Below are 21,859 nucleotides of genomic sequence, written 5' to 3'. Positions count from 1 at the left end.
GGGTCAAGGATACGGGCGTCTGGAAGGGGGAGGACCAAATCGGGTCGAGAAAGTTCAGGGCGTTGAAATCACTGGGGTTTGTTGGCTGAACGCAGAGCGTAAGCGCCAAAACCCTCTCCCGGAGGGGAGAGGGCGGGGCCCGCCGCGCAGCGGTGGGAGGGTGAGGGGTTAGGAACGTCGGCCGGCGTGCCGGCAGGGCGCCCGCGTGAAACCGGACAGGGCGTCACCCCTCTCCCTCCCACGCCTGCAGCGCGGGTCCCTCCCTCTCCCCTCCGGGAGAGGGTTCAAAGAAGCGTCCTTATCTTCATCAAAAAGCTCGGCGGGAGCCTCGTGGCGTTTCCCATGGGGGCTGGGGACATGCGACGCCGTGAGCGCTTTGAGGGAAAAGCGGCCAGGCGGTGGCGTGCCCGGCGCTCCCGCCACCTCCCGGGGGGGAGGATCTCGTGGGTCAGCCGCCGACCCCGCGCAAGGCCCTGGCCTGGCGTTGCGACAGCTTGGATTCAACCTCGTCGCGGATGTCGATGCGGCAGGCCTTGGCCGACCAGCGATCGAGCCCCTCGGTCCGGGCGCGGGCGTCGCAGACCGCCTCGCGGGCGGCTTCGATGCGGGCCTTGAGCACACGCGCGTCATCGGGGCGGGAAAGGTCCAGGTCGCCGACCGGGATGGTGGCCAGCACCACGGGCTGGGCGGGCGCCGCCTGGGCGGCCTGGGTCAGGCCCAGCGCCGACAGGGCGACCAGAACCGCCAGGCCTGGCGCCGCGACCGTCGAACGCTTGACGATGAACCGGCTCATGTTGATCTCCCCTGTCCTCGCGACGCCGTCCGCGTCGCCTTCGAGGGGTAGAATGGCCAGGTTATTTCACGAATACTCGTTACGTCTGCTTCATGACGTCGTATTCATAGAATGAACGAGATGTAATCTTCTAACGCGAAGAAGAAGTCAGACGAGCTTCCTTGACCGGCGGCTTCTCCAGCGCCTGGTAGACCACCGTGCGGGTGGTGGCGTCCAGGCCCGAGCCCACGCCGCCCAGGCGCTGGATCATGCCGATGAAGAACAGGTCGTTGGCGGGGTCGATCCAGAACCAGGTGCCGGCGCTGCCGCCCCAGCTGATCGTGCCCGGACCGACGGGCGCGCCGGACAGGTGCGGGTCCACCGCCACGGCCACGTCCAGGCCGTAGCCCATGCCCGCGCCGAACGGGAACGGCTTCGGCTCGGGCCGCAGCACGCCGGCCGTGCCGTTGGTGGTGACCAGGAAGCTGGGCGGCAGGTGGTTGAGCCGCATCAGGGCCACCGTCTCGGGCCGCAGGACGCGCACGCCGTCCAGCTCTCCGCCGTTCAGGATCATCTGGGCGAAGCGGGCGAAATCGCCGGCGGTGGACAACAGCCCTCCCCCGCCCGACGGCGCGCCCGGCGGCCGGGAAACGTCGCGCCACGGCCCCTCGACGGCCGGCGCCAGCTTTCCGGTGACCGGGTCGCCGTCATACAGCGCGGCCACGCGGGGCAGCTTCTCGGGCGGCGCCCAGAAGGCGGTGTCGCTCATGCCCAGGGGCTGGAAGATCCGCTCCTCCATGAACACCGGCAGGGGCTGGCCCGACAGGCGCTCGACGATCAGGCCCTGCAGGTCGGCGGCGACGCTGTAGCGCCACATCACGCCGGGCTGGGCGTACATCGGCAGCATGGCCACCTTCTCGACCAGGTGCTGCAGGCTGTCGGACTGCAGCACGCCGGCCCGATAGTAGGCCTGGTCGGCCAGGCTGGCCGGATCGTCGGCCAGGCCGTAGGCGAAGCCGGCCGTGTGGGTCATCAGCTCGCGCATGGTCGGCGAGCGGCTGACCGGGTTAAGGATCGGCCGTCCCTCGGCGTCGACGCCCGAGGCGACGCGCAGATTGGCCAGCTCGGGCAGGTATTTGGTGACCGGGTCGTCCAGCTTCCACTTGCCCTCGTCGTAGAGGACCAGCATCGCCACCCCGGTGACCGCCTTGGTCTCGGAGCGGATGCGGAAGATGGCGTCGGCGGGCATGGCCTCGCCGGTTTCCAGGCTGCGCTTGCCGAAGGTCTTCATCGACACGACGCTGCCGTGGCGGCCCAGCACGGTGACGCCGCCAGCGATCTGGCCCTGGTCGACCAGGGTCTGCATCGTCTCGTCCAGCTTCCTGAGCCGCTCGACCGAGAAGCCCGCCGCCTCCGGCTTGGCCGCCGGCAGCGGGGGCGCGGCGCTCACGGACCCGGCCGCCGCCAAACCCAGCAGCCCGGCCAGAGCGCCGGCGGTGCGCTTCAACACCGCATTCATGTCGTCAAATCCTGTCATCCCGGACGAAGCTTAGCGGAGATCCGGGATGACAGACATGGGGGACGTCACTTGGGCCGGAACCGCTTGGACGTCGGGAAGCCCTTGGGCGACAGCTTGCCGGCCCCGGCCCGACGACCGATCCACTCGCGCCACTCGACCCAGTCGCGACGACGGCCGGCGGTGTCGATCCAGAAGGCCCCGGTCTCGCTGTTGAACGAGATCGCGTCGCGCAGCCCGCCCTCGCGATAGGCCTGCAGCTTGACGCCCTTGCCGCGCGGCATCTCCGGCAGCTCCTCCAGCGGGAAGATCAGGATCTTGCCGTTGTCGCCGATCACCGCGATCTGGTCGCCGACCGCTTCCAGGCAGAAAGCCGCGCCGGCGGCGTCGACCGTCAGCACCTGCTTGCCCGCCTTGCGGTTGGCCACGGCCTCTTCTTCCGGCATCAGGAAGCCGTAGCCCTGCTTGGAGGCCAGGAAGCGTTTGCGCCCGGCCTTGAGCGGGAACATGTCGATGATCTTCACCTTGTCGTCGAGCTCGATCATCATCCGCACCGGCTCGCCGTGACCGCGCGCCGACGGCAGGTTGTTGCAGCCGATCGTGAAGAACCGGCCATCGCTGGTGAACAGCAGCAGCTTGTCGGTGGTCTCGGCCGGGGCCAGGAAGGCCAGCTTGTCGCCTTCCTTGAACTTCAGCTCGGACGGGTCGTCGATCTTGCCCTTGGCGGCGCGGATCCAGCCGCGGTCCGACAGGATGACGGTGATCGGCTCGCGCACGATCATCGCCTCCAGGGCGGCGTCGGCGTCGACCACCGGGGCGTCCTCGAAGATCGAGCGGCCGATCACGCCGGTCGGGCGCGGCTTGTCGTGCGGGTGCTTGATCTTCAGCAGGATGGCGCGCACCTGGCGCAGGCCCGTGCCGACCAGGTCCCACTGCTTCTTGTCGCTGGCCAGCATGGCCATGATGCCGTCGCGCTCCTCCACCAGTTCGGCGTGCTCGCGGCGGATCTCCATCTCCTCCAGCTTGGCCAGTTGGCGCAGCCGGGTGTTGAGGATGGCGTCGGCCTGGAGCTCCGAAAGGGAGAAGGTCTCGATCAGCTTCTTCTTGGGCTCGTCCTCGTAGCGGACGATGCGGATCACCTCGTCGAGATTGAGGTAGGCGACCAGCAGGCCGTCCAGGATGTGCAGACGGGCTTCGATCTTGGCCAGGCGGTGGCGGGCCCGGCGGGTCAGCACCTGGCGGCGGTGGGCCAGGAAGGCCATCAGGGCCTGCTTGATGCCCATCACGCCCGGCGTGCCCTTGGCGTCCAGCACGTTGATGTTGACCGGGAAGCGGCTTTCCAGCGCCGAGAGCTTGAACAGGCTCTCCATCAGCACTTCGGGCTCGACGTTCTTGGACTTGGGCTCGAGGACCAGGCGGATGTCCTCGGCGCTCTCGTCGCGCACGTCGCCCAGCAGGGCGGCCTTCTTGCTGTCGATCAGGTCGGCCAGCTGCTCGACCAGGTCGGACTTCTTCACCTGATACGGGATCTCGGTGACGACGATCTGGTAGGCGCCCCGTCCGAGGTCTTCTCTCTCCCACCTGGCGCGGGTGCGCACGCCGCCGCGACCGGTCTCGTAGGTCTCCAGCAGGCTCTCGCGGGACTCGACGATCACGCCGCCGGTCGGGAAGTCCGGGCCCGGCACGCGTTCGAGGATCTCGGCCGTGGTCGCCTCGGGCTTGCCCAGCAGCAGCAGGCAGGCGTCGATCAGCTCGGCCGGATTGTGCGGCGGGATCGAGGTGGCCATGCCCACGGCGATGCCCGACGAGCCGTTGGCCAGCAGGTTCGGGAAGCCCGACGGCAGGACCACCGGCTCCTCGTCCTGGCCGTCGTAGGACGGCTTGAAGTCGACCGCGTCCTCGTCGATGCCGTCCAGCAGCAGCATGGCCGCGGCGGTCATCTTGCACTCGGTGTAGCGCATGGCGGCGGGGTTATCGCCGTCGATGTTGCCGAAGTTGCCCTGGCCGTCGACCAGCGGCACCCGCTGGGCGAAGTCCTGGGCCAGGCGGACCAGGGCGTCGTAGATCGACTGGTCGCCGTGCGGGTGGAAGTTGCCCATCACCTCGCCGACCACCTTGGCGCACTTGCGCGCGGCGCCTTCGGGGTTGAGCCGCATGTTGTTCATCGCGTGCAGCACGCGGCGGTGAACGGGCTTGAGGCCGTCGCGCACGTCGGGCAGCGCCCGCGAGCCGATCGTCGACAGCGCATAGGCCAGGTAGCGCTTGGAAAGCGCCTCGCTCAGCGGTTCGTCAAGGATGCGATCGCCGTCGCCGGGACCGCCAGGGGGAAGGACTGGTTTGTTCATCTGGGAGATTCGTTACGCGTGAACGGCCACACTAGCCAATCCCGCGCGGCAAATCCTCCCTCGACGACGACAAAAGGGGAACGCGGCGGCGATTGGCCGCTGATCGGGCGTTTAGAGCCGTCCCGCCTCGCCCAGCCGGTCCAGCAGCCACACCCGGGCCGGCGGCAGCGGCTTGTTCAGCGGGTGGAACACGAACTGCTCGAGGAAGTGGCCGGTGATGTCCAGGCCCGCCCCGACGTCGCCCTCGGCCAGGCCGCCCTGAGCCGACAGCATGAACGGCGGCAGGGGCAAGAGCTTGTCGTGATAGGGCGCGCCCGCCGCCCGGCTGACCGCCCGGCCCGTCCGCGGGCTGATATAGACAAGGTCGTCCAGCGAGCCAGTGGCGGCGCATTTCGAAAGGTCCAGGCCGAACCCCAGGTCCTGCAGCAGCCCGGCCTCGAACCGCACATAGACCGCCGGCCAGATCTCGGGGATGGCCAGGGCCGCGATCAGAGCTTCCAGGGCGTGGAAGGCGCCCGGGTGGGCTTCGCGCTCCGGCAGGGCTCCGGCGGCGACGGCGGCGGCGGCCGACAATCCAGACAGAGCCAGCGGCTCATCGAACAGCGACGAAGGCCCCTCGCCGATCGGCTCCAGGGTCGCCGCGCCCAGCTGGTCGCTCATCCGGGCCCGGTAGCGGGCGATGACCTTGGCCCCGGCCTGCAAAAACGGCTTCATCCGCCGCGAGGCCGCGCCCGAGACGTGGGCGGCGAACTTGCCCCGGTCCTGGGTCAGCAGCTCGACGATCGCCCCGGTCTCGCCATGGACGCGCGCCGACAGCACGAAGGCCTCGTCTTCCCATTCCATCAGAGGGGCCATTCCATCTAGGCGGGGGTCCCCCAGGCCACGATCTTCTCGATCACCGGCCGCCATTCGGGCTCGACCGGCAGGCCGATCACGTCGCGCAGGGTCGCTTCCAGCTCGTCGGCCGACAGGTCGCGCTGCTCGACCAGGGCGCCGTCGGCGTCGCGCCAGGTCAGGCGGTTGTTCTTCAGGGCGTAGCGGGCGGTCGGCGTGGTGCGGCCGGCCGTCAGGCTCCAGGTGAAGTGCGAGCTGGGGTGAGTGTAGGTGTAGAAATTGACCTGCTCGTAGTCCTGGTCGGCCCAGGCGCCCAGAGCCACCTGGTAGGTCGCCGCCCACTTGCCCGAGAGGTTGGCCTGCACCCGGCGCTCGCCGCCCAGCTCGGCCACGGGCAGGATGCGGAAGTCGCCGTTGGGCGTGGCCTGCGCCTCGTCGGAGAACAGGCGCAGCGGCGCGGTCAGCACGCAGCCGCCGAAGCCGACGTCGGCCAGCCAGACCGTGTCGTCGCCCGGAACCCGCACGCCCAGCACCATGTGCGAGCGCGGTCGGGGTGGCGCGTCGTCGGGGACCATCCACAGCACCCGCGCCATCAGGCCCGTGACCTCGAAGCCCAGCGCCGTCAGCACCCGCTTGAACAGCCCGTTCTGCTCGTAGCAGTAGCCCCCTCGCCCGGCCGCGATCAGCTTGGCGTCGATGTCGGCCGGATCCAGGCTGATCGCCCTGCCCAGCAGCACGTCGACATTCTCGAAGACGATGGCGTCGGGATGTTTCTGGTGGAGGGCGCGCAGCACCTCGAGCGTCGGCTCGCGGGGGCCGTCATAGCCGATGCGGACGAAATAGGCGTCCAGATCGACCGAAGGTGAAGCCGCTTCGGTCGGCGCGATGTCCAGCTTGCTCACGGCCGCGATATTCCCTGTCTGTTCTCGGCCCTACAGGTAACGCTTCGGCGCGGGATTGCCACCCCGCGCCGAACGCTCGCGCGCCTTAAACGTCGAAATCCAGGCCCATGTCGTTGAACAGGCCGCGTTCCTCGGCCCAGTTCTCCTTGACCTTCACGTGCAGGAACAGGTGGATCTTGCGGTCGAGGATGTCTTCCAGCTCCTCGCGCGAGCTCTTCCCGATCCACTTGATCACCTCGCCGCCCTTGCCCAGCACGATGGCCCGCTGGCCGTCGCGCTCGACATAGATGGTCTGCTCGATGCGGGCGCTGCCGTCCGGGCGTTCCTCGAACGCCGTGGTCTCGACCGAGGCGGCGTAGGGCAGCTCCTCGTGGACGCGCAGATAGATCTTCTCGCGGGTGATCTCGGCGGCCAGCAGGCGGGCCGGCAGGTCGGCGGTCTGGTCTTCCGGATACAGCCACGGGCCTTCCGGCATCAGCGAGGCCAGCTTGGCGGTCAGGTCGTCGACGCCCGCGCCGGTGCCGGCGCTGATCATGAAGACCTCGGAATAGACGCCGGTCTCGTACAGGTCGTGGGCGACGGCCAGCAGGGTCTCGCGCTTGACGCCGTCGATCTTGTTCAGCGCCAGGATCACCTGGCGGTTGGCGGCCTTCAGGCCCTCGATGATCGTCTGGACGTCCTGCACCGAGCGGTGCTCGCCGGCCGAGGCGCGGCGCTCGCGCGAGGCGAGCTCGGCCTGCACGTCGACCAGGTGGACGACGACTTCGCTGTCCTCGGCGCCGCTCCAGGCGGAACGGACCATGGCGCGGTCCAGGCGACGGCGCGGGGTGAAGATGCCGGGGGTGTCGACCAGCACGATCTGGGTCTGGCCGATCATGGCCACGCCGCGCACGGGGAAGCGCGTCGTCTGGACCTTCTGGGTGACGATCGAGACCTTGGCCCCGACCATGCGGTTGACCAGGGTGGACTTGCCGGCGTTCGGGGCGCCGATGATGGCGGCGAAGCCGGCGCGGGTGTTTTGGGGGGTGTTTTCAGTCATTGCGCGTGCGTGTAGCACAGCGGAAGGGAAAAGCAGACGCCGAAGGACGCCTCCTCCGTCACGATGCGTATTCGCATCGCGCCACCTCCCCCGCCTTGCGGGTGAGGAGAAGGCTGGATCGATCTTTCCTCCCCCGTGAAACGGGGGAGGTGGCGCGTCGCGAAGCGGCGTGACGGAGGGGGCGTCTCCGCCTAAATCCCCGCCCCTTCCCGCTCCAGCAGCGCCTTGGCCGCCGCCTTCTCGGCCTCCTGCCGCGAGCGGCCCTCGGCATAAACCGGATCCAGGCCCACCACCGTCACCTGCACCGTGAACACCGGCGCGTGGTCCGGCCCCTTGCGGTCCTTGACGGCGTAGGTCGGCAGCGGCTTGCCCAGGCCTTGCGCCCATTCCTGCAGCGCCGTCTTGGGATCGCGCGGCTTGCCCTGGCCGGCCTTGTCGAACTCGTCGGCCCAAAGGTCCAGGAACACTCGGCGCGCCGTCTCCAGCCCGCCGTCGCGGTAGAGGGCCGCCATCAGGGCCTCGGCGGCGCCGGCCAGGATCGAGTCCGTCTCGCGGCCGCCGATCTTGCTGGACGAGGCCGACAGGCGCAGGGCGGGGCCGACATTGGCGGCGCGGGAGACCCGCGCGCAGGTCTCGCGGCTGACCAGGGCGTTCAGGCGCGGGGCCAGCTCGCCTTCCTTGGCCTTGGGAAAACGCTCGGCCAGGGCCTCGGCGGCCAGCAGGCCCAGCACGCGGTCGCCGATGAACTCCAGCACCTCGTTGTCGCCGGCCTTCTTGGCCCCGTCCCCGACGCTGGCGTGCGTCAGGGCCAGTTCCAGCAGCTGGCGATCCTGGAACGTGTGACCGATCCGGCGCTCCAGGTCGCCGACGGCGACGGCGCGCCGGTCTGTCACTTCAGAACGCGGAAGAAGCGGCTCGGACGGGCGTCCAGGAACCAGGTCCACGGCTTGAACAGGTGGGCGTCGGCGTTCCATGACAGCAGGATCAGCTGGGCGCGGCCCACCAGGTTCTCGGCCGGCACGAAGCCGACGCCTTCCTGCATGCCGATGTACTGGTCGTTGGCGTAGTCCCACTTGCACGTGCCGGGACCGGTCTTGAAGGCCGAGACGCCTGGGTCGAAGCGGCTGTCCAGCGAGTTGTCGCGGTTGTCGCCCATGAAGAAGTAGCAGCCGGCCGGCACGGTGTAGACGCCGGTGTTGTCGGCCTCGCTGTCGGGACCGTAGTCCTGGGTGGCGTATTTGCGGCCTTCCGGATTGGTCTCCTGGAAGCGGCCGGCGCGGATGGTGCCGTAGCCGGTGTCGACCAGGGCCGAGGGCAGTTCCTTGCGGTCCAGGACCTTGCCGTTGATGTAGACCACGCCGCCGCGCACCTGGACCTTGTCGCCGGGCAGGCCGATCAGGCGCTTGATGTAGTCGACCTTGGGGTCGCGCGGCAGCTTGAAGACGATGATGTCGCCGCGCTTGGGCGCGTGGCCCAGGATGCGGCCGTGGAACAGCGGCGGGCTGAACGGGATCGAATGCTTGGACCAGCCGTAGCTGAATTTCGAAACGATGATGTAGTCGCCCTGGTAGAGGTTGGGCTCCATCGACGCCGACGGGATCGTGAACGGCTGGAACAGCAGCACCCGCAGCACCAGGGCGATGCCCAGGGCGTAGGCGACCGTCTTGACGATCTCGATGAACTCCTTGACCGCCCCGGTCTTTTCATCGGGCGTCTCGATGTCGGTGGTGTCGGTCATGCGCTCAGGGGCTCTCGACGGAATGGGCTGCGGGCGAACCCGACGCGCCTAGCTAGACGGGCTTTACGACGGGAGCAAGCCGGGCGCCCGTTAACTCGCCTTCATGGTGTGGACGCGAAGAGGCGCCCGCGCCAGCTTGACCGTGGAATGCGGGCCTAAATTGTGGCGAAGACCGCCGCCAGCACCAGCGCGAAGAAGCCCCAGCCGACCAGCAGCCAGGCGAACGGCTTTTGCTGCCAGGGCATCAGCCGCGGCGCGCGGCGCGCCTTGGGCGCGGGTCTCGCTTCGATATCGCTCCAGATGGCCATGTGTTCCCCCGTCCCAGAACGGCGCCGTTTCAGGCGCTCTGGGATCAGGGGTGCAAGGCCGGGGCCGCGCCGTTCCAGGCCCTCCCCCCGTGGGGGAGGTGTCGGCGCAGCCGACGGAGGGGGGAGTGATCGGAAGGGGCCGCAACCCGGATCGACGATCCCAAAACTCCCCCCACCGGCCTTCGGCCGCCTCCCCCACAGGGGGAGGATCTACACCGCCTCGATGATCACGAAGGCCTGGGCGTAGGGGTGGTCGTCGGTCAGGGACAGGTGGATCACCGGGGTCATGCCCTCGGGGACCATCGCGGCGAGCCGCTCGGCCGCGCCGCCGGTCAGGGCCATGGTCGGCTTGCCGGACGGAAGATTGACCACCCCCATGCCGGACAGATGAACCCCGCGCTTCAGGCCCGTGCCCAAGGCCTTGGAGCAGGCCTCCTTGGCGGCGAAGCGCTTGGCGTAGCTGGAGGCGCGGTCGGGCTTGCGCTCGGACCGCTTGCGCTCGATCTCGGTGAAGACCTTGTTGGTGAACCGGTCGCCGAAGCGTTCGAGGGATTTCTCGATCCGGCGGATGTCGCACAGGTCCGAGCCGATCCCGATGATCACGCGACGATCTCGAGGCGCGCGGCGTTCATCAGGGCCCGCATCCGCTGCATGGCCTGGGGCAGCCCCACGAAGATCGCCTCGCCGATCAGGAAGTGGCCGATGTTCAGCTCGGCGATCTGCGGGATGGCGGCGATCGGCTTGACCGTGGCGTAGTCGATGCCGTGGCCAGCATGGACCTCCAGGCCCAGGCCGGCGGCCAATTCCGCGCCCGTCCTCAGCCGCTCCAGGATGGCGGCGGCCTTGTCGGCGTGACCCTCGCGCGCGGCGTCGCAATAGGCGCCGGTGTGCAGCTCCACCACCTGGGCGCCGGCGTCGGCCGAGGCCTGGATCTGGGCCGGATCGGCCTCGATGAACAGCGAGACCCGCGCCCCGACGGTGCGCAGGCGGGCGACAGCCTCGACGATACGGACCTTGCCGCGCACCACGTCCAGGCCGCCCTCGGTGGTGACCTCCTCGCGGCGCTCGGGCACCAGGCAGGCGGCGTGCGGCCTGGCCTGCAGGGCGATGCCGACCATCTCGTCGGTGACCGCCATCTCGAAGTTCAGCGGCTTGCCGCGCTTGAGGCACAGGTCGGTCAGCAGGGCGATGTCGGCGTCGCTGATGTGGCGGCGGTCCTCGCGCAGGTGGGCGGTGATGCCGTCGGCGCCGGCCGCCAGGGCCAGCTCGGCGGCCCGCACCGGTTCCGGATAGCTGGACCCCCGCGCGTTGCGGATCGTGGCCACGTGGTCGATGTTGACGCCGAGCCGCAGCATGCCGGTCAGCCCTTCAGACGCCGGCTGCCCGGATCCTCGATCGGGATGGCGGCCAGTTCGGGCGGCAGGGCGTCGGCGGGGTAGGCCGGGACCTCAAGGCTGGCCAGGGCCACCAGCGGCACGCCGACGTCGGCCTTGCCGCCCGAGCGGTCGACGATGCAGGCCGCGGCGATCACCTCGCCGCCGGCCTCCTGGATCGCGGCAATGCACTCGCGCGACGACAGGCCGGTGGTGACGATGTCCTCGACCATCACGACCTTCTGGCCGGGCTCCAGATGGAAGCCGCGGCGGAACTTGAAGCCGCCGGCCTCGCGCTCGACATAGATCGAGGCGACGTTCAGCCAGCGGGCGGTCTCGTAGCCGGGGATGATCCCGCCCACGGCCGGCGACACGGCCACGTCGGGCTGGCCGACGGTGGCGACGATCTTCTCGGCCAGGGCCTTGCAGAGGCGCGCGCAGCGCTCGGGCCGCATGAACACCAGGTTCTTTTGCAGAAAGACGGGACTGTGCAGGCCGGAGGACAGCACAAAGTGGCCTTCGCGCAGGGCGCCGGCGGCGCGGAATTCGTCGAGGACGTCGTCGTTGGTCATGAGGGTTGGATATAGCGGGTGGCGGCGAGTCTACAAACAGCGGACGCACACTCGTCCCACGAACAGGGCCAGGCTGTCCCGGGCCTTGCCGCGAGTGTGTGTCCCCGTCCGCGCCACGATGCTATTCCGCCTTCATGAGCACTCCGGAATCAGACCCGCCCCGCCCTCGCGTCGGCTGCGGCGCGGCCATTCTCGACGGCCAGGGCAGGATCCTGCTGGTCCAGCGCAGGCGCCGGCCCGAGGCCGGCTGCTGGGGTCAGCCCGGCGGCAAGCTGGACTGGGGCGAAGGCGGCCGGACCTGCGCCGAGCGCGAGATTCTTGAGGAGTTGGGGATCAAGATCGTCGCCGGCCCGGTGCTGTGCGTCACCGACATGATCGGCGCGGACAGCCACTGGGTGGCGGTGACCTATCGCGCCGACGGTTGCGTGGGCGAGCCGGCGATCCAGGAGCCGCAGGCGCTGGCCGACTGGGGCTGGTTCCCGCTGGACGCCCTGCCCTCGCCGCTGACGGCGGCGACGCTCGACGCGGTCGCCGTGCTTAGGGCATAAGCTCGCCACCGATTTGCAAGGAAGCTCGCCATGTCCGTCGTCACCCTCAAGCGCTGGAACCTGTCGATGGGCGCCGGCCAGCCGCTGGCCGTGATCGCCGGCCTGAACGTGCTGGAGAATATCGACCTGGCCCTGGAGGTCGGGCGCGAGCTGAAGGCGGTCACCGCCGAGCTGGGCCTGCCCTATGTGTTCAAGGCCAGCTTCGACAAGGCCAACCGCTCGTCGATCACCAGCTATCGCGGTCCCGGCCTGAAGGACGGCCTGGCGATGCTGGCCGAGATCAAGGCCAAGCTGAATGTGCCGATCGCCACCGACATCCACGAGGTGGACCAGGCCGAGCCGGTCGCCGCCGTGGCCGACCTGGTGCAGATCCCCGCCTTCCTGTGCCGCCAGACCGACCTGATCGTCGCCGCCTCGCGCGCCACGGCCGCCGCCGGCGGCTGGCTGCACGTCAAGAAGGCCCAGTTCATCGCCCCCTGGGACTGCAAGAACATCGTCCACAAGGCCCGCGAGGCCGCACCCGACCTGCAGATCGTCCTGTGCGAACGGGGCGCCTCGTTCGGCTACAACAACCTGGTGGTCGACATGCTGGGCATCGCGCAGATGCAGAGCCTGGGCGTGCCGGTGACCATCGACGCCACCCACGCCGTCCAGTTGCCGGGCGCCGATCCCCGCACGGCCGGCGGTTCGACCGGCGGCCGCCGCGAGGGCGTGCCGATCATCGCCAAGGCCGCCGTCGCCGCCGGCGCCGACGGGGTGTTCCTGGAGTTCCATCCCGAGCCCGACAAGGCCCTGTGCGACGGGCCCAGCTGCCTGCCGTTGAGCGACGCCGCCGGACTGCTGAAGACCCTGAAAGCCCTGCACGCGGCCGTGCGCGCTTAACCCCGGAGCCATTTCTAGCGAACCGCGTTGTAGCTGAGCTGTTCGTCGTCCCGCTGGAAGCCTCGTGAACCACATGCCGCTCGACATGAGCCCGACGCTCGCCCAGGTGTTCCCGGGCGACAGCGACATGGCGCGCCGCATGCGTGAGACGGACTGGGCCGCGACGCCGCTGGGTCCGCCCGAGACATGGCCGACCGGCCTGAAGACGCCGCTGGCCATGATGCTGACCTCGCGCTTCGAGATGTGGCTCGGCTGGGGCGAGGACCTCCGCTTCTTCTACAACGACGCCTATGTCCCCACCCTGGGAATCAAGCATCCCAAGGCCCTGGGCCGCCCTGTCCGCGAGGTCTGGTCCGAGATCCGTGACGACATCGAGCCGCAGTTCCGTTCGGTCATGCTGGAGGGCCGTCCGACCTGGAACAAGGCCATGCCGCTGCTGCTAGAGCGCAACGGCTATCCCGAGGAGACCTACCACACCTTCTCCTACAGCCCGCTGCGCGAGGAGGGCCATATCCGCGGCCTGATGTGCGTGGTCACCGAGGAGACCGAGCGGGTGATCAGCGAACGGCGGCTGGAGACGGTGCGCCGCCTGGGCGAGTGCCTGATCGGCGCGGTCACCCAGGACGCGGTGCTGCGGGGCGTGTGCGACGCCCTGGCGGCCAACACCGAGGACTTCCCGTTCTCCCTGGCCTATGTCCGCGATCCGCTGGGCGGATTGGTCGGCTGCTCGGCGACCGAGGAAGGGCGCGAGCTGCTGCAGAGGTCCTGGCCGCTGGCGGCCGCGCGGGCCGGGCTTCGCAAGCACGCCCTGCCCCGGGGGACCTATCCGACCGGCGCATGGTCGATCCCGCCGACCGAGTGCCTGACCATTCCGATCCCGGGCCTGCACGGCGATCCGGCGGCGATCCTGGTGCTTGGCCTCAATCCGCACCGTCGCGACGACGAGGGGCTGCTGGACCTGGCGACGCTGGTGGCCGACCGGGCGGCCGGCGCCTTCGCCCAGGCCCGCAGCGTCGAGGAGGAACGCCGCCGGTCGGACCGGATCTGGACCAACGCCCGCGATCTGATGGTGGTGATCGACGCCGCCGGCGTCTTCCAGTCGGTGAGCCCCGCCTGGACCCGGATCCTGGGCCATCGCGTCGAGGACGTGATCGGCCGGCCGATGGAGGACTTCGTCGACCCCGCCGATCTGCCGCTCACCCGCCAGACGCACCGCGAGCTCTTCCACGGTCCTCAGCTCACCGGTTTCGAGAACCGCTATCGGACGCTGGGCGGCGGCGTACGTTGGATCTCGTGGAACACCGCCTTCGAGGACGGGCTGATTTACGGCTATGGCCGCGACATCACCGAGGAAAAACAGCAGGCCGAGGCGCTGAGACAGACCGAGGAAGCCCTGCGCCAGGCCCAGAAAATGGAAGCCATCGGCCAGCTGACCGGCGGCGTCGCCCACGACTTCAACAACCTGCTGACGGTCATCCGCTCGTCGGCCGACCTGCTGCGCAGCCGCGACCTGCCGGCCGACCGGCGCCGCCGGTATATCGACGCCATCTCCGACACGGCCGACCGCGCCGCCAAGCTGACAAGCCAGCTTCTGGCGTTCTCGCGTCGCCAGGCCCTGAAGCCCGAGCACTTCAACGTCGCCACCAAGGTCGAAACCCTGAGCGACATGCTGGCCTCGATCTTGGGCGCCCGCATCCAGCTGGACGTCTCGATCCTGTGCGAGGACTCCTTCGTCGAGTCCGACATCAACCAGTTCGAGACGGCGCTGATCAATCTGGCGGTCAATGCCCGCGACGCCATGGACGGCGAAGGGGCGCTGGCGATCCGCATCGACGCGGCGACCGCCATCCCGGCCCTTCGCGGCCACGCGGCCAGCCAGGGCGACTTCGTCACCGTCTCGGTGGCCGACGACGGCGGCGGCATTGCGCCAGACGACCTGGCTCGGATCTTCGAGCCCTTCTTCACCACCAAGGAGGTCGGCCGCGGTACGGGTCTGGGGCTGAGCCAGATCTACGGCTTCGCCAAGCAGTCCGGCGGCGACGTGGCGGTGGAAAGCCGTCTCGGCCACGGTTCGACCTTCACCCTCTACCTGCCCCGGACACGGCGCGTCGAGACGCAGGCCAGGCTTTCGCCCGCGCCCGCGCGCACTCGCCACGAAGGGCGCGTGCTGGTCGTCGAGGACAACGCGGCGATCGGCGAATTCGCCACGCAACTGCTGCAGGACCTGGGCTATCGCACCGAGCTGGCGACCAACGCGGTGGAAGCGCTCGCGCGGCTCGAGGCCGAGGCGACGTTCGACATCGTGTTCAGCGACGTGGTCATGCCGGGGATCGGCGGCGTCGAGCTGGCCCGGATCATCAAGGGGCGCTGGCCCGGCGTGCAGGTGGTGCTGACCAGCGGCTACAGCCATGTGCTGGCCACCGACGCCCATCACGGCTTTCCGCTGCTGCACAAGCCCTATTCGGTCGAGGAGCTGTCGCACATCCTGCGCCAGGCGCGGACGGAAGAGCGGGTGGAGGTCGGCGGCTAGCGCGCCTAACCCCGCGTCCGGTCCACGGTCTCGACCGTCGGGCAGGTGCGCAGCGCCGCCGAGATGTTGGTCAGGTGCTTGGCGTCGCGGACCTCCACGTCGATGTCGACGTCGAAGAAGTCGCTCTGCCGGTGGTGCATGCGCAGGTTGACGATGTTGCCGCCAGCCTCGCCGATGATCGTGCAGACCTGGCCTAGAACGCCGGGCGCGTTGCCGATCGTGGCGTGCAGACGGGCCAGGGAGACGGTCTCGCGCTCGGCCTCGGGCGTCCAGTTGAGATCGCGCCAGAGGTCCTCGCGGTCCTCGTATTCGGCCAGTTTCGGACAGTCGATCGTGTGGACGTCCAGGCCGCCTTCTTTGCTGTCCGACCCGTTTTCCCGCAGGATGCCGACGATCCGGTCGCCCGGCACCGGGCTGCAGCAGTGGGCGAAGTGCAGCGAGACGCCAGGGGTCAGGCCGCCGCCGCGCACATAGAGCCGCGCGGCCGTGCCGCCGTCGATTTTGCGTCGCGCCGTAGCCACGGCCATCACCGCGTCCTTCATGCCCGGGAAGGCCGTCTCCAGCACCTGGCCGGGCAGCACCCGTCCGCGGCCGACGGCGTCGAACAGTCCGTCCTCGGTCTCCAGGGCGAAGCGCTCCAGGATCGGCCGCAGCGACACGTCCTTCAGCTTCTTGCCGGCCCGTTCGAACACCTGCTCCACCGAGGCCCGGCCCAGGCGCAGGAACTCTTCCTTCTCGGTCTGGCGGATGTGACGGCGGATGGCCGAGCGGGCCCGTCCCGTCACGGTCAAGGAACGCCAGTCCGGCGGCACCACGGGCTTGGAGCCCCGGACCACCTCGACCACGTCGCCGTTGTTGAGCAGGGTGCGCAGCGGCTTGAGCTCGCCGTTGATCTTCACCCCGATGCAGGTGTCGCCGACGCTGGTGTGGACCGCATAGGCGAAGTCCAGGGGCATGGCCCCGCGCGGCAGGCTGACCAGCTTGCCCTTGGGCGTGAACACGAACACCTGGTCCAGGAACATCTCGAGCTTGGCGTGCTCGACCAGCTCCTCGGCGTCGCCGCCGTGCTCGAGCACCTGGACCAGCTGGCGCAGGTTGGCCAGCGGATCGCGGCCGCCGGCGGCCTCCATGCCTTCCAGGTCCAGGCCGTACGAGGCGTCCTTGTAGCGGAAGTGGGCGGCCACGCCGTCTTCGGCGACCCGGTCCATGGCCTCGGTGCGAATCTGCATCTCGATGCGCATGCCGCGCGGCCCCACCACCGTGGTGTGCAGCGAGCGGTAGTTGTTGCGCTTGGGGGTCGAGATGAAATCCTTGAAGCGGTCGGGCACGCTGGACCAGGCGCGATGCACGACGCCGAGGGCGCGGTAGCAGTCCTCCTCGCTGTCGACGATCACCCGGAAGGCGTAGATGTCGGACATCTGCGAGAAGCCGATCGATTTACGCTGCAGCTTGCGCCAGATCGAATAGGGCGACTTCTCGCGGCCGAAGACCCGGGCTGGCAGGCCGGACGATTCCAGGCGCGCGGCGATCTCCTGGCTGACCAGGGCCACCGCCCCGCCCTGCTCGGCGCGCAGGGTGTCGAGCCGGCGGATGATCGCGTTGCGGGCCACCGGATTGGTGTGCTCGAAGGAAAGCTCCTCCAGCTCGGTGCAGATGCGGTGGCAGCCGATGTTGCGGGCCAGGGGCGCGTAGATGTCGCGCGTCTCGCGGGCGATGCGCTCGCGCTTGGCCTGGCTCTTGATGAAGTGCAGCGTCCGCATGTTGTGCAGACGGTCGGCCAGCTTGACCAGCAGGACGCGGACATCCTTGGAGATGGCCAGGATGAACTTGCGCAGGTTCTCGGCCTGGCGCGCGTGCTCGGCCTGCAGCTCCAGCTTGGACAGCTTGGTGACGCCCTCGACCAGCTCGGCGATCTCCTCGCCGAACAGCTTGGAGATCTCCTCCTTGGTGACCGGGGTGTCCTCGATCACGTCATGCAGCAGCGCGGTGACGATGGTCGCGGTGTCGAGCCTGTATTCGGTGAGAATGCCGGCCACCTCGATCGGGTGGGCGTAATAGGGGTCGCCGCTGGCCCGGGTCTGCGAGCCGTGCATGCGCATGGCGTAGACATAGGCCCGGTTCAGCAGGGCTTCGTCCGCCGTCGGATCGTAGGCGTGGACGCGCTCGATCAATTCGTATTGGCGGAGGAACTTCTGGCGGGGCTTGGGAGCCGGAGCCGGGGCCACATCGTTGGCGGCGGGTAGAGACGAAGACGCGCCCGATTCTAAATCGGGCGCGCGTTCGGAAGGAGCGGCGGCGGGCGCCGCTTCGAGAATGAGAGGGTCTGCGCCGTCGGGGCTCAGTACCGCTCCTCCTGACCGCCGTCGCGGTCGCTCTGCAGGGCGCGAACCAGTTCGAGTTCGCTCATCTGCATGTGGGTGGGATCGGCCAGCAGGGCGAGGGTTTCGGCCTCTTCCTCGGCTTCGGTGTGCTCATCGACGCGTTGCAGCGTGGTGATCAGCTGTTCCTTGAGGCCCTCGTGGTCGACCACGTCGTCGGCGATCTCGCGCAGGGCGACGACGGGGTTCTTGTCGTTGTCGCGATCGACGAGCAGCGAGGCGCCGGCCGAGATGCCGCGCGCCCGGTGGGCGGACAGCAGGACCAGAGCGAAGCGGTTGGGAACCTTCTCGACGCAATCTTCGACGGTGACGCGGGCCATGAATTCCTCGGGCTATGAGCCTTGGTTATCGCAAAATAGGGTCTCGGGCGGCGTTACACAACGCCGCATTGGTGGAGTCCCGGCTTTCGCGAGGGGGCGCTTATGCCGTGTTCGCCCGGAGAAGTCCAGCGGGACGGACATCGAACCCGCCCAGGTCGATGTTGGGTTTACACAACATTCCTCGATATGTTAGGTAGACACAACCAAATGAAAGGACGACCCAACATGAACCCGACCTGGCCGGCGAACCCGCGGTATGTGATCGGCGCGATGGCGTCCTGGGCCTTGTTTCTGGCGTGCGTCGTCGGCGTGGTGTTCGGCAGAACCTCCGGCTGGCCTCCGGCGGCGCTGATGGCCTTGGCCGCCGTCCCCGCCGCCACGGTCGCCTGGCAGTTTTGGGCCGCCTATCGGCTGATCGCGGCGCAGGACGAGTTCTTCCGGGCCTTGACCGTCAAGCGCATGGTCGTGGCGGCCGGACTGTCTATCACCCTGGCCACCGCCTGGAGCGTGATGGAGCTGACCGGCCTGCCCCATCTGCCGGCCTGGCTGATCTATCCGCTGTTCTGGGGCCTGTTCGGTCTGGTGACTCCGGTGATCCGGGACAGCCGCGCATGAAGAGCCGCCTCAAGGTGCTGCGGGCCGAGCGCGGCTGGACCCAGGAGCAGCTCAGCCAGGCGGTCAACGTGTCGCGTTACGCGATCAACGCCCTGGAGACCGAGCGCCACGATCCGTCGCTGGATCTGGCCTTTCGGATCGCGGGCGCGTTCGGCCTCAAGGTCGAGGAGGTCTTTCCCAATCCTCACGCCAAGACCTGAGCGGCGGAGGACCGGCCCAGGGCGTATCGACGTTCAAGCTACGTGCGTTCTCCTCGTCCTTCGACTAGCTCAGGATGAGGAGAATGGCGGGCGCCTCGTGACCAAAACGACAGTCTATAAATTCGACCTCATCCTGAGCTAGTCGAAGGACGAGGTCGTCCGCGGGCGCTGGAATGTCGATGCGCCGCTAGCGCGCCTTCTGCGTCTGCGGATGGATCGTCTCGCCGCGCTCCAGCATGGCGACGAACGTCTCGATCTTCTTCTTGCGGCCAGCTTCCGTCTTCATGTTGTGGATGCGGAAGGCCAGGGAGAAGCGGTTCTGCGCCGACAGCTTGGCCAGCATCGCCTTGGCCCCCGGGTTGGCGTCGATCGCGGCCTGGAGGTCGTCGGGGATCTTCATCCCCTTGCCGCTGCCGTAGGCCTTGTCCCACCGCCCGTCGGCCTTGGCCGCCTCGACCTCGCGCAGGCCGTGCTCGGTCATCCGCCCCTCGGCGATCAGGCGCGCGACGTTGTCGACATTGATCTGGCTCCAGATGCTCTTCCGGCCGCGCGGCGTGTAGCGCTGCAGGAAGCTCCGGCCGTCGAAACCCTTGCGCACCGCATCGATCCAGCCCCAGCACAGGACCACCTCGATCGCCTGCTTGGCGGTGATCGACGGCAGGCCGGAGCCCACCTTGTGGATCTTGATCCAGACCTCGCTCTCCCGGTCATGGTGACGCGAGAGCCAGTCGTGGAAGGCGTCGGCGTCGACGAATTCTTGGACGTGGGCGGGATCGACCTCGATGGCGGCCATCAGCGGCTCTCGGCAAGGCGCGTCCCGGGCGCGAGGCCCGGGACCTGGAAAAGACCGTCTACCAGACCTTCACGCGCTTTTCTGGCGGCAGGTACAGCGCGTCGCCCGGCTTGATGTCGAACGCGGCGTACCAGGCGTCGAGATTGCGCACGGTGGAGGCGCGATAACGGTCGGGCGCGTGGCCGTCGGTGACCATCTGCTGACGCTGGGCCGCCTCGCGCGCATAGCCGCGCCAGGATTGGGCGTAGGCCAGGAAGAAGCGCTGGTCGCCGGTCAGGCCGTCGATCACCGGGGCCGGCTTGCCGCCCAGCGAGGCGTGGTAGGCGTCCAGGGCCGCGGCCAGGCCGGCGACGTCGGCGATGTTCTCGCTCAGCGTCTGCTTGCCGTTCACCGCCAGGTCGGGGAACGGCTTGTAGCCGTCGAACTGGTCGGCCAGGGCCGCGCCGGCCTTCTGGAAGTGCTCCAGGTCGGTGGGGGTCCACCAGTTGCGCAGGCGCCCCTGGCTGTCGAACTGGGCGCCCTGGTCGTCGAAGCTGTGGCTGATCTCGTGGCCGATCGTGCCGCCGGTGCCGCCGTAATTGGCCGCCGCGTCGGCGTCGACGTCGAAGTACGGGGCTTGCAGGATGGCCGCCGGGAAGTTCAGGCCGTTCAGCATCGGCAGGTTCACGGCGTTGACGGTCTGGGGCGTCATCACCCACTGGCCGCGATCGACGGGCTTGCCCAGTTGGCCGATCCAGTAGGCGGTCTCGAACATCTCCGAGCGCTGGACGTTGCCGACCGGGTCGCCGCGGACGATCTCCAGGGCCGAATAGTCGCGCCACGTGTCGGGATAGCCGACGCCGACCTTCAGCACCTCGACCTTGCGGCGGGCCTCGGCCTTGGTCTCCGGGGCCATCCAGTCCAGGCCGTCGATGCGGCGCACGAAGGCGGCCTTCATGTTGTCGACCATGCCCGAGACCTCGGCCTTGGACCGGGCCGGGAAGTACTGGTCGACATAGAGCTTGCCAACCACCTCGCCGAGCACGGCGTTGGTCGAGTTGACGCCGCGCTTCCAGCGGGCCGCCAGCTGCGGCGTGCCCGACAGGGTGTTTCCGTAGAAGGCGAAACGCTCGTCGACGAAGGCCTTGGGCAGCAGGTTCGAATAGTGGTCCAGGTAGTGGAAGGCCAGGTAGTCCTTCCAGGTCTCCACGCTCTCGTCGGCGGCGACCTTGCCCAGGCCCGTGACCATGGTCGGATGCCAGACGATGAAGCGCGGCTGGCCGGCCAGGCCGGCGGCGGTGAAGAACGTCTTCCAGTCCAGGCCCGGGGCCTTGGCCGCGAAGTCGGCCTGGGTCCAGCTGTTGTTGGCCTTCTGGACGTCGGCGCTGTCGGCGCGGCTGCCCGAGGCCTGGGCGATCCTGGTCTCCAGCGCCAGGATCCGCGCGGCCTTGGCGTCGGCGTCGGCGACGCCGCCCAGGGTCAGGATCTTGGCGATGTGGGCGAGGTATTTCTCGCGGACCGTCTTCATCGACGCCTTGTCGGACAGGTAGTATTCGCGGTCGGGCATGCCCAGGCCGCCCTGCAGCAGGAACGGCGCGTACTTGCTGGTGTCGTCGAAGGCCGGCGAGGCCCACAGGCCCAGGACGTTGTCGGTGTAGAAGTCGGTGGCGTTCAAGGCGTCGACGTCGGCGCGGACGTTGCCGCCCAGCACGGCGGCCAGGTCGGTGCGGGTCTTGATCGCCGCGATCCGCGCCAGGCCCGCCTGCATCGGCGCCAGGCCGGCCTTCTCGATGGCCGCCTCGTCCATGTAGCTGGCGTAGTAGTCGCCGACCTTCTTGGCGTCGGCCGAACCGCCGTCCTTGGCCGCGGCCTGGATCAGGTCGACCGTGCGCTTGGCCGCCTGCTCGACCAGGATGGCGCCGACGCCGTAGCTGCTGCGGTCGGCCGGGATCGGATTGGCCTTGATCGCCGTGCCGTTGGCGTAGGTCCAGAAGTCGTCGCCGGGCTTGATCGAGGTGTCGAAGGCGCCCTTGTCGACGCCGCTCTTCAGGTCGGCGGCGAAAGCCGGGGCGGAGGCCAGCAGCGCGCAGGCGGCGGCGCAGGCGAGCAGCGAACGGGTGAAGGTCATGAAGGATGGTCCCCAGGGAGCGCGAGCGCGGCGGCGCTCAGCACGATTTGGCGCGGACTATCGAACCGGCTTAGTCAGGGCGCGAAT

At 68.9% G+C, this 21,859-nt stretch carries 21 protein-coding genes; 5 read left to right on the top strand and 16 right to left on the bottom strand.

The genetic code is table 11. From position 1 onward, the window contains the following. Nucleotides 1-448 precede the first annotated feature (448 nt). The 12 genes from ASD38_RS05805 to pyrE form a co-directional block, all read right to left on the bottom strand. Complete coding sequence (locus ASD38_RS05805) at nucleotides 449-793, bottom strand: UrcA family protein (RefSeq protein WP_056437628.1); 345 nt, start codon at nucleotides 791-793, stop codon at nucleotides 449-451. Between the two features lie 130 nt (nucleotides 794-923). Next, nucleotides 924-2,291, bottom strand: a complete 1,368-nt coding sequence (locus ASD38_RS05800; protein ID WP_056458456.1) for a serine hydrolase domain-containing protein — start codon at nucleotides 2,289-2,291, stop codon at nucleotides 924-926. Between the two features lie 65 nt (nucleotides 2,292-2,356). Beyond that, entirely contained in the window at nucleotides 2,357-4,633 is a 2,277-nt protein-coding gene (gene parC, locus ASD38_RS05795; protein WP_056458452.1) for a DNA topoisomerase IV subunit A, read from the bottom strand. 111 nt (nucleotides 4,634-4,744) lie between these two features. Further along, on the bottom strand, nucleotides 4,745-5,476 hold the full coding sequence (recO, locus tag ASD38_RS05790) for a DNA repair protein RecO (protein WP_056458467.1): 732 nt from the start codon (nucleotides 5,474-5,476) through the stop codon (nucleotides 4,745-4,747). Between the two features lie 17 nt (nucleotides 5,477-5,493). Then, nucleotides 5,494-6,369 (bottom strand): arylamine N-acetyltransferase family protein, encoded by an 876-nt coding sequence (locus ASD38_RS05785; RefSeq protein ID WP_056458449.1) that lies wholly within the window; start codon nucleotides 6,367-6,369, stop codon nucleotides 5,494-5,496. An 85-nt stretch (nucleotides 6,370-6,454) separates the two neighbouring features. Beyond that, entirely contained in the window at nucleotides 6,455-7,408 is a 954-nt protein-coding gene (era, locus tag ASD38_RS05780; protein WP_056458446.1) for a GTPase Era, read from the bottom strand. A 191-nt stretch (nucleotides 7,409-7,599) separates the two neighbouring features. Beyond that, nucleotides 7,600-8,301: a ribonuclease III gene (gene rnc, locus ASD38_RS05775; RefSeq protein ID WP_056437642.1), complete on the bottom strand. Its 702-nt coding sequence runs from the start codon at nucleotides 8,299-8,301 to the stop codon at nucleotides 7,600-7,602. Then, on the bottom strand, nucleotides 8,298-9,146 hold the full coding sequence (lepB, locus tag ASD38_RS05770; RefSeq protein WP_056437647.1) for a signal peptidase I: 849 nt from the start codon (nucleotides 9,144-9,146) through the stop codon (nucleotides 8,298-8,300). The genes rnc and lepB overlap by 4 nt, the downstream gene beginning before the upstream one ends. Nucleotides 9,147-9,301: 155 nt before the next feature. Further along, nucleotides 9,302-9,454, bottom strand: a complete 153-nt coding sequence (locus ASD38_RS23740; RefSeq protein ID WP_156390595.1) for a hypothetical protein — start codon at nucleotides 9,452-9,454, stop codon at nucleotides 9,302-9,304. Between the two features lie 210 nt (nucleotides 9,455-9,664). Continuing rightward, nucleotides 9,665-10,057 carry a holo-ACP synthase gene (gene acpS / locus ASD38_RS05765; protein ID WP_056437650.1) on the bottom strand — a complete coding sequence of 131 codons (393 nt, stop codon included), beginning with the start codon at nucleotides 10,055-10,057 and terminating at the stop codon, nucleotides 9,665-9,667. Beyond that, entirely contained in the window at nucleotides 10,054-10,809 is a 756-nt protein-coding gene (locus ASD38_RS05760) for a pyridoxine 5'-phosphate synthase (protein WP_056458444.1), read from the bottom strand. The genes acpS and ASD38_RS05760 overlap by 4 nt, the downstream gene beginning before the upstream one ends. Before the next feature lie 5 nt (nucleotides 10,810-10,814). Beyond that, the gene (gene pyrE, locus ASD38_RS05755) at nucleotides 10,815-11,399 is read right to left on the bottom strand and encodes an orotate phosphoribosyltransferase (RefSeq protein ID WP_056437654.1); all 585 of its coding nucleotides are present in this window, start codon (nucleotides 11,397-11,399) and stop codon (nucleotides 10,815-10,817) included. A gap of 134 nt (nucleotides 11,400-11,533) precedes the next feature. Here pyrE and ASD38_RS05750 point away from each other — a divergent pair, with 134 nt between their 5' ends. The 3 genes from ASD38_RS05750 (at nucleotide 11,534) to ASD38_RS05740 (ending at nucleotide 15,359) form a co-directional block, all read left to right on the top strand. Next, on the top strand, nucleotides 11,534-11,947 hold the full coding sequence (locus tag ASD38_RS05750; RefSeq protein WP_056458440.1) for an NUDIX domain-containing protein: 414 nt from the start codon (nucleotides 11,534-11,536) through the stop codon (nucleotides 11,945-11,947). 30 nt (nucleotides 11,948-11,977) lie between these two features. Then, nucleotides 11,978-12,829: a 3-deoxy-8-phosphooctulonate synthase gene (gene kdsA, locus ASD38_RS05745; protein ID WP_056458437.1), complete on the top strand. Its 852-nt coding sequence runs from the start codon at nucleotides 11,978-11,980 to the stop codon at nucleotides 12,827-12,829. A 73-nt stretch (nucleotides 12,830-12,902) separates the two neighbouring features. Then, on the top strand, nucleotides 12,903-15,359 hold the full coding sequence (locus tag ASD38_RS05740) for an ATP-binding protein (protein ID WP_056458434.1): 2,457 nt from the start codon (nucleotides 12,903-12,905) through the stop codon (nucleotides 15,357-15,359). A 5-nt stretch (nucleotides 15,360-15,364) separates the two neighbouring features. On the opposite strand, the gene ASD38_RS05735 is transcribed toward ASD38_RS05740, so the two are convergent. Beyond that, the gene (locus ASD38_RS05735) at nucleotides 15,365-17,584 is read right to left on the bottom strand and encodes a RelA/SpoT family protein (protein ID WP_056437667.1); all 2,220 of its coding nucleotides are present in this window, start codon (nucleotides 17,582-17,584) and stop codon (nucleotides 15,365-15,367) included. Between the two features lie 113 nt (nucleotides 17,585-17,697). Beyond that, nucleotides 17,698-18,057 (bottom strand): DNA-directed RNA polymerase subunit omega, encoded by a 360-nt coding sequence (rpoZ, locus tag ASD38_RS05730; RefSeq protein WP_007671240.1) that lies wholly within the window; start codon nucleotides 18,055-18,057, stop codon nucleotides 17,698-17,700. 207 nt (nucleotides 18,058-18,264) lie between these two features. On the opposite strand from rpoZ, the gene ASD38_RS05725 reads away from it, so the two are divergent. Both ASD38_RS05725 and ASD38_RS05720 read left to right on the top strand, forming a co-directional pair. Beyond that, a complete protein-coding gene (locus ASD38_RS05725) occupies nucleotides 18,265-18,672 on the top strand; it encodes a hypothetical protein (protein ID WP_156390593.1) in 408 nt (135 codons plus the stop codon). Next, entirely contained in the window at nucleotides 18,669-18,872 is a 204-nt protein-coding gene (locus ASD38_RS05720; protein WP_056437673.1) for a helix-turn-helix transcriptional regulator, read from the top strand. The genes ASD38_RS05725 and ASD38_RS05720 overlap by 4 nt, the downstream gene beginning before the upstream one ends. 187 nt (nucleotides 18,873-19,059) lie before the next feature. On the opposite strand, the gene ASD38_RS05715 is transcribed toward ASD38_RS05720, so the two are convergent. Beyond that, nucleotides 19,060-19,665, bottom strand: a complete 606-nt coding sequence (locus ASD38_RS05715) for a YdeI/OmpD-associated family protein (RefSeq protein ID WP_056458430.1) — start codon at nucleotides 19,663-19,665, stop codon at nucleotides 19,060-19,062. A gap of 58 nt (nucleotides 19,666-19,723) precedes the next feature. Then, nucleotides 19,724-21,772 (bottom strand): M13 family metallopeptidase, encoded by a 2,049-nt coding sequence (locus ASD38_RS05710; protein ID WP_056458428.1) that lies wholly within the window; start codon nucleotides 21,770-21,772, stop codon nucleotides 19,724-19,726. Nucleotides 21,773-21,859 lie beyond the last annotated feature (87 nt).

Source organism: Caulobacter sp. Root487D2Y (assembly GCF_001427165.1).
Taxonomy (GTDB): domain Bacteria; phylum Pseudomonadota; class Alphaproteobacteria; order Caulobacterales; family Caulobacteraceae; genus Caulobacter.
The sequence above is the reverse complement of the archived record's forward strand: the minus strand, read 5'-3'. Positions and strand labels throughout refer to the sequence as shown.

Bases quoted from the DNA above. Each gene is read 5' to 3' on its own strand.
- ASD38_RS05805 (WP_056437628.1), bottom strand. From the start codon at position 793: ATGAGCCGGTTCATCGTCAAGCGTTCGACGGTCGCGGCGCCAGGCCTG.
- ASD38_RS05800 (WP_056458456.1), bottom strand. From the start codon at position 2,291: ATGAATGCGGTGTTGAAGCGCACCGCCGGCGCTCTGGCCGGGCTGCTG.
- parC (WP_056458452.1), bottom strand. From the start codon at position 4,633: ATGAACAAACCAGTCCTTCCCCCTGGCGGTCCCGGCGACGGCGATCGC.
- recO (WP_056458467.1), bottom strand. From the start codon at position 5,476: ATGGAATGGGAAGACGAGGCCTTCGTGCTGTCGGCGCGCGTCCATGGC.
- era (WP_056458446.1), bottom strand. From the start codon at position 7,408: ATGACTGAAAACACCCCCCAAAACACCCGCGCCGGCTTCGCCGCCATC.
- lepB (WP_056437647.1), bottom strand. From the start codon at position 9,146: ATGACCGACACCACCGACATCGAGACGCCCGATGAAAAGACCGGGGCG.
- ASD38_RS23740 (WP_156390595.1), bottom strand. From the start codon at position 9,454: ATGGCCATCTGGAGCGATATCGAAGCGAGACCCGCGCCCAAGGCGCGC.
- ASD38_RS05760 (WP_056458444.1), bottom strand. From the start codon at position 10,809: ATGCTGCGGCTCGGCGTCAACATCGACCACGTGGCCACGATCCGCAAC.
- pyrE (WP_056437654.1), bottom strand. From the start codon at position 11,399: ATGACCAACGACGACGTCCTCGACGAATTCCGCGCCGCCGGCGCCCTG.
- ASD38_RS05750 (WP_056458440.1), top strand. From the start codon at position 11,534: ATGAGCACTCCGGAATCAGACCCGCCCCGCCCTCGCGTCGGCTGCGGC.
- kdsA (WP_056458437.1), top strand. From the start codon at position 11,978: ATGTCCGTCGTCACCCTCAAGCGCTGGAACCTGTCGATGGGCGCCGGC.
- ASD38_RS05740 (WP_056458434.1), top strand. From the start codon at position 12,903: ATGCCGCTCGACATGAGCCCGACGCTCGCCCAGGTGTTCCCGGGCGAC.
- rpoZ (WP_007671240.1), bottom strand. From the start codon at position 18,057: ATGGCCCGCGTCACCGTCGAAGATTGCGTCGAGAAGGTTCCCAACCGC.
- ASD38_RS05725 (WP_156390593.1), top strand. From the start codon at position 18,265: ATGAAAGGACGACCCAACATGAACCCGACCTGGCCGGCGAACCCGCGG.
- ASD38_RS05720 (WP_056437673.1), top strand. From the start codon at position 18,669: ATGAAGAGCCGCCTCAAGGTGCTGCGGGCCGAGCGCGGCTGGACCCAG.
- ASD38_RS05715 (WP_056458430.1), bottom strand. From the start codon at position 19,665: ATGGCCGCCATCGAGGTCGATCCCGCCCACGTCCAAGAATTCGTCGAC.
- ASD38_RS05710 (WP_056458428.1), bottom strand. From the start codon at position 21,772: ATGACCTTCACCCGTTCGCTGCTCGCCTGCGCCGCCGCCTGCGCGCTG.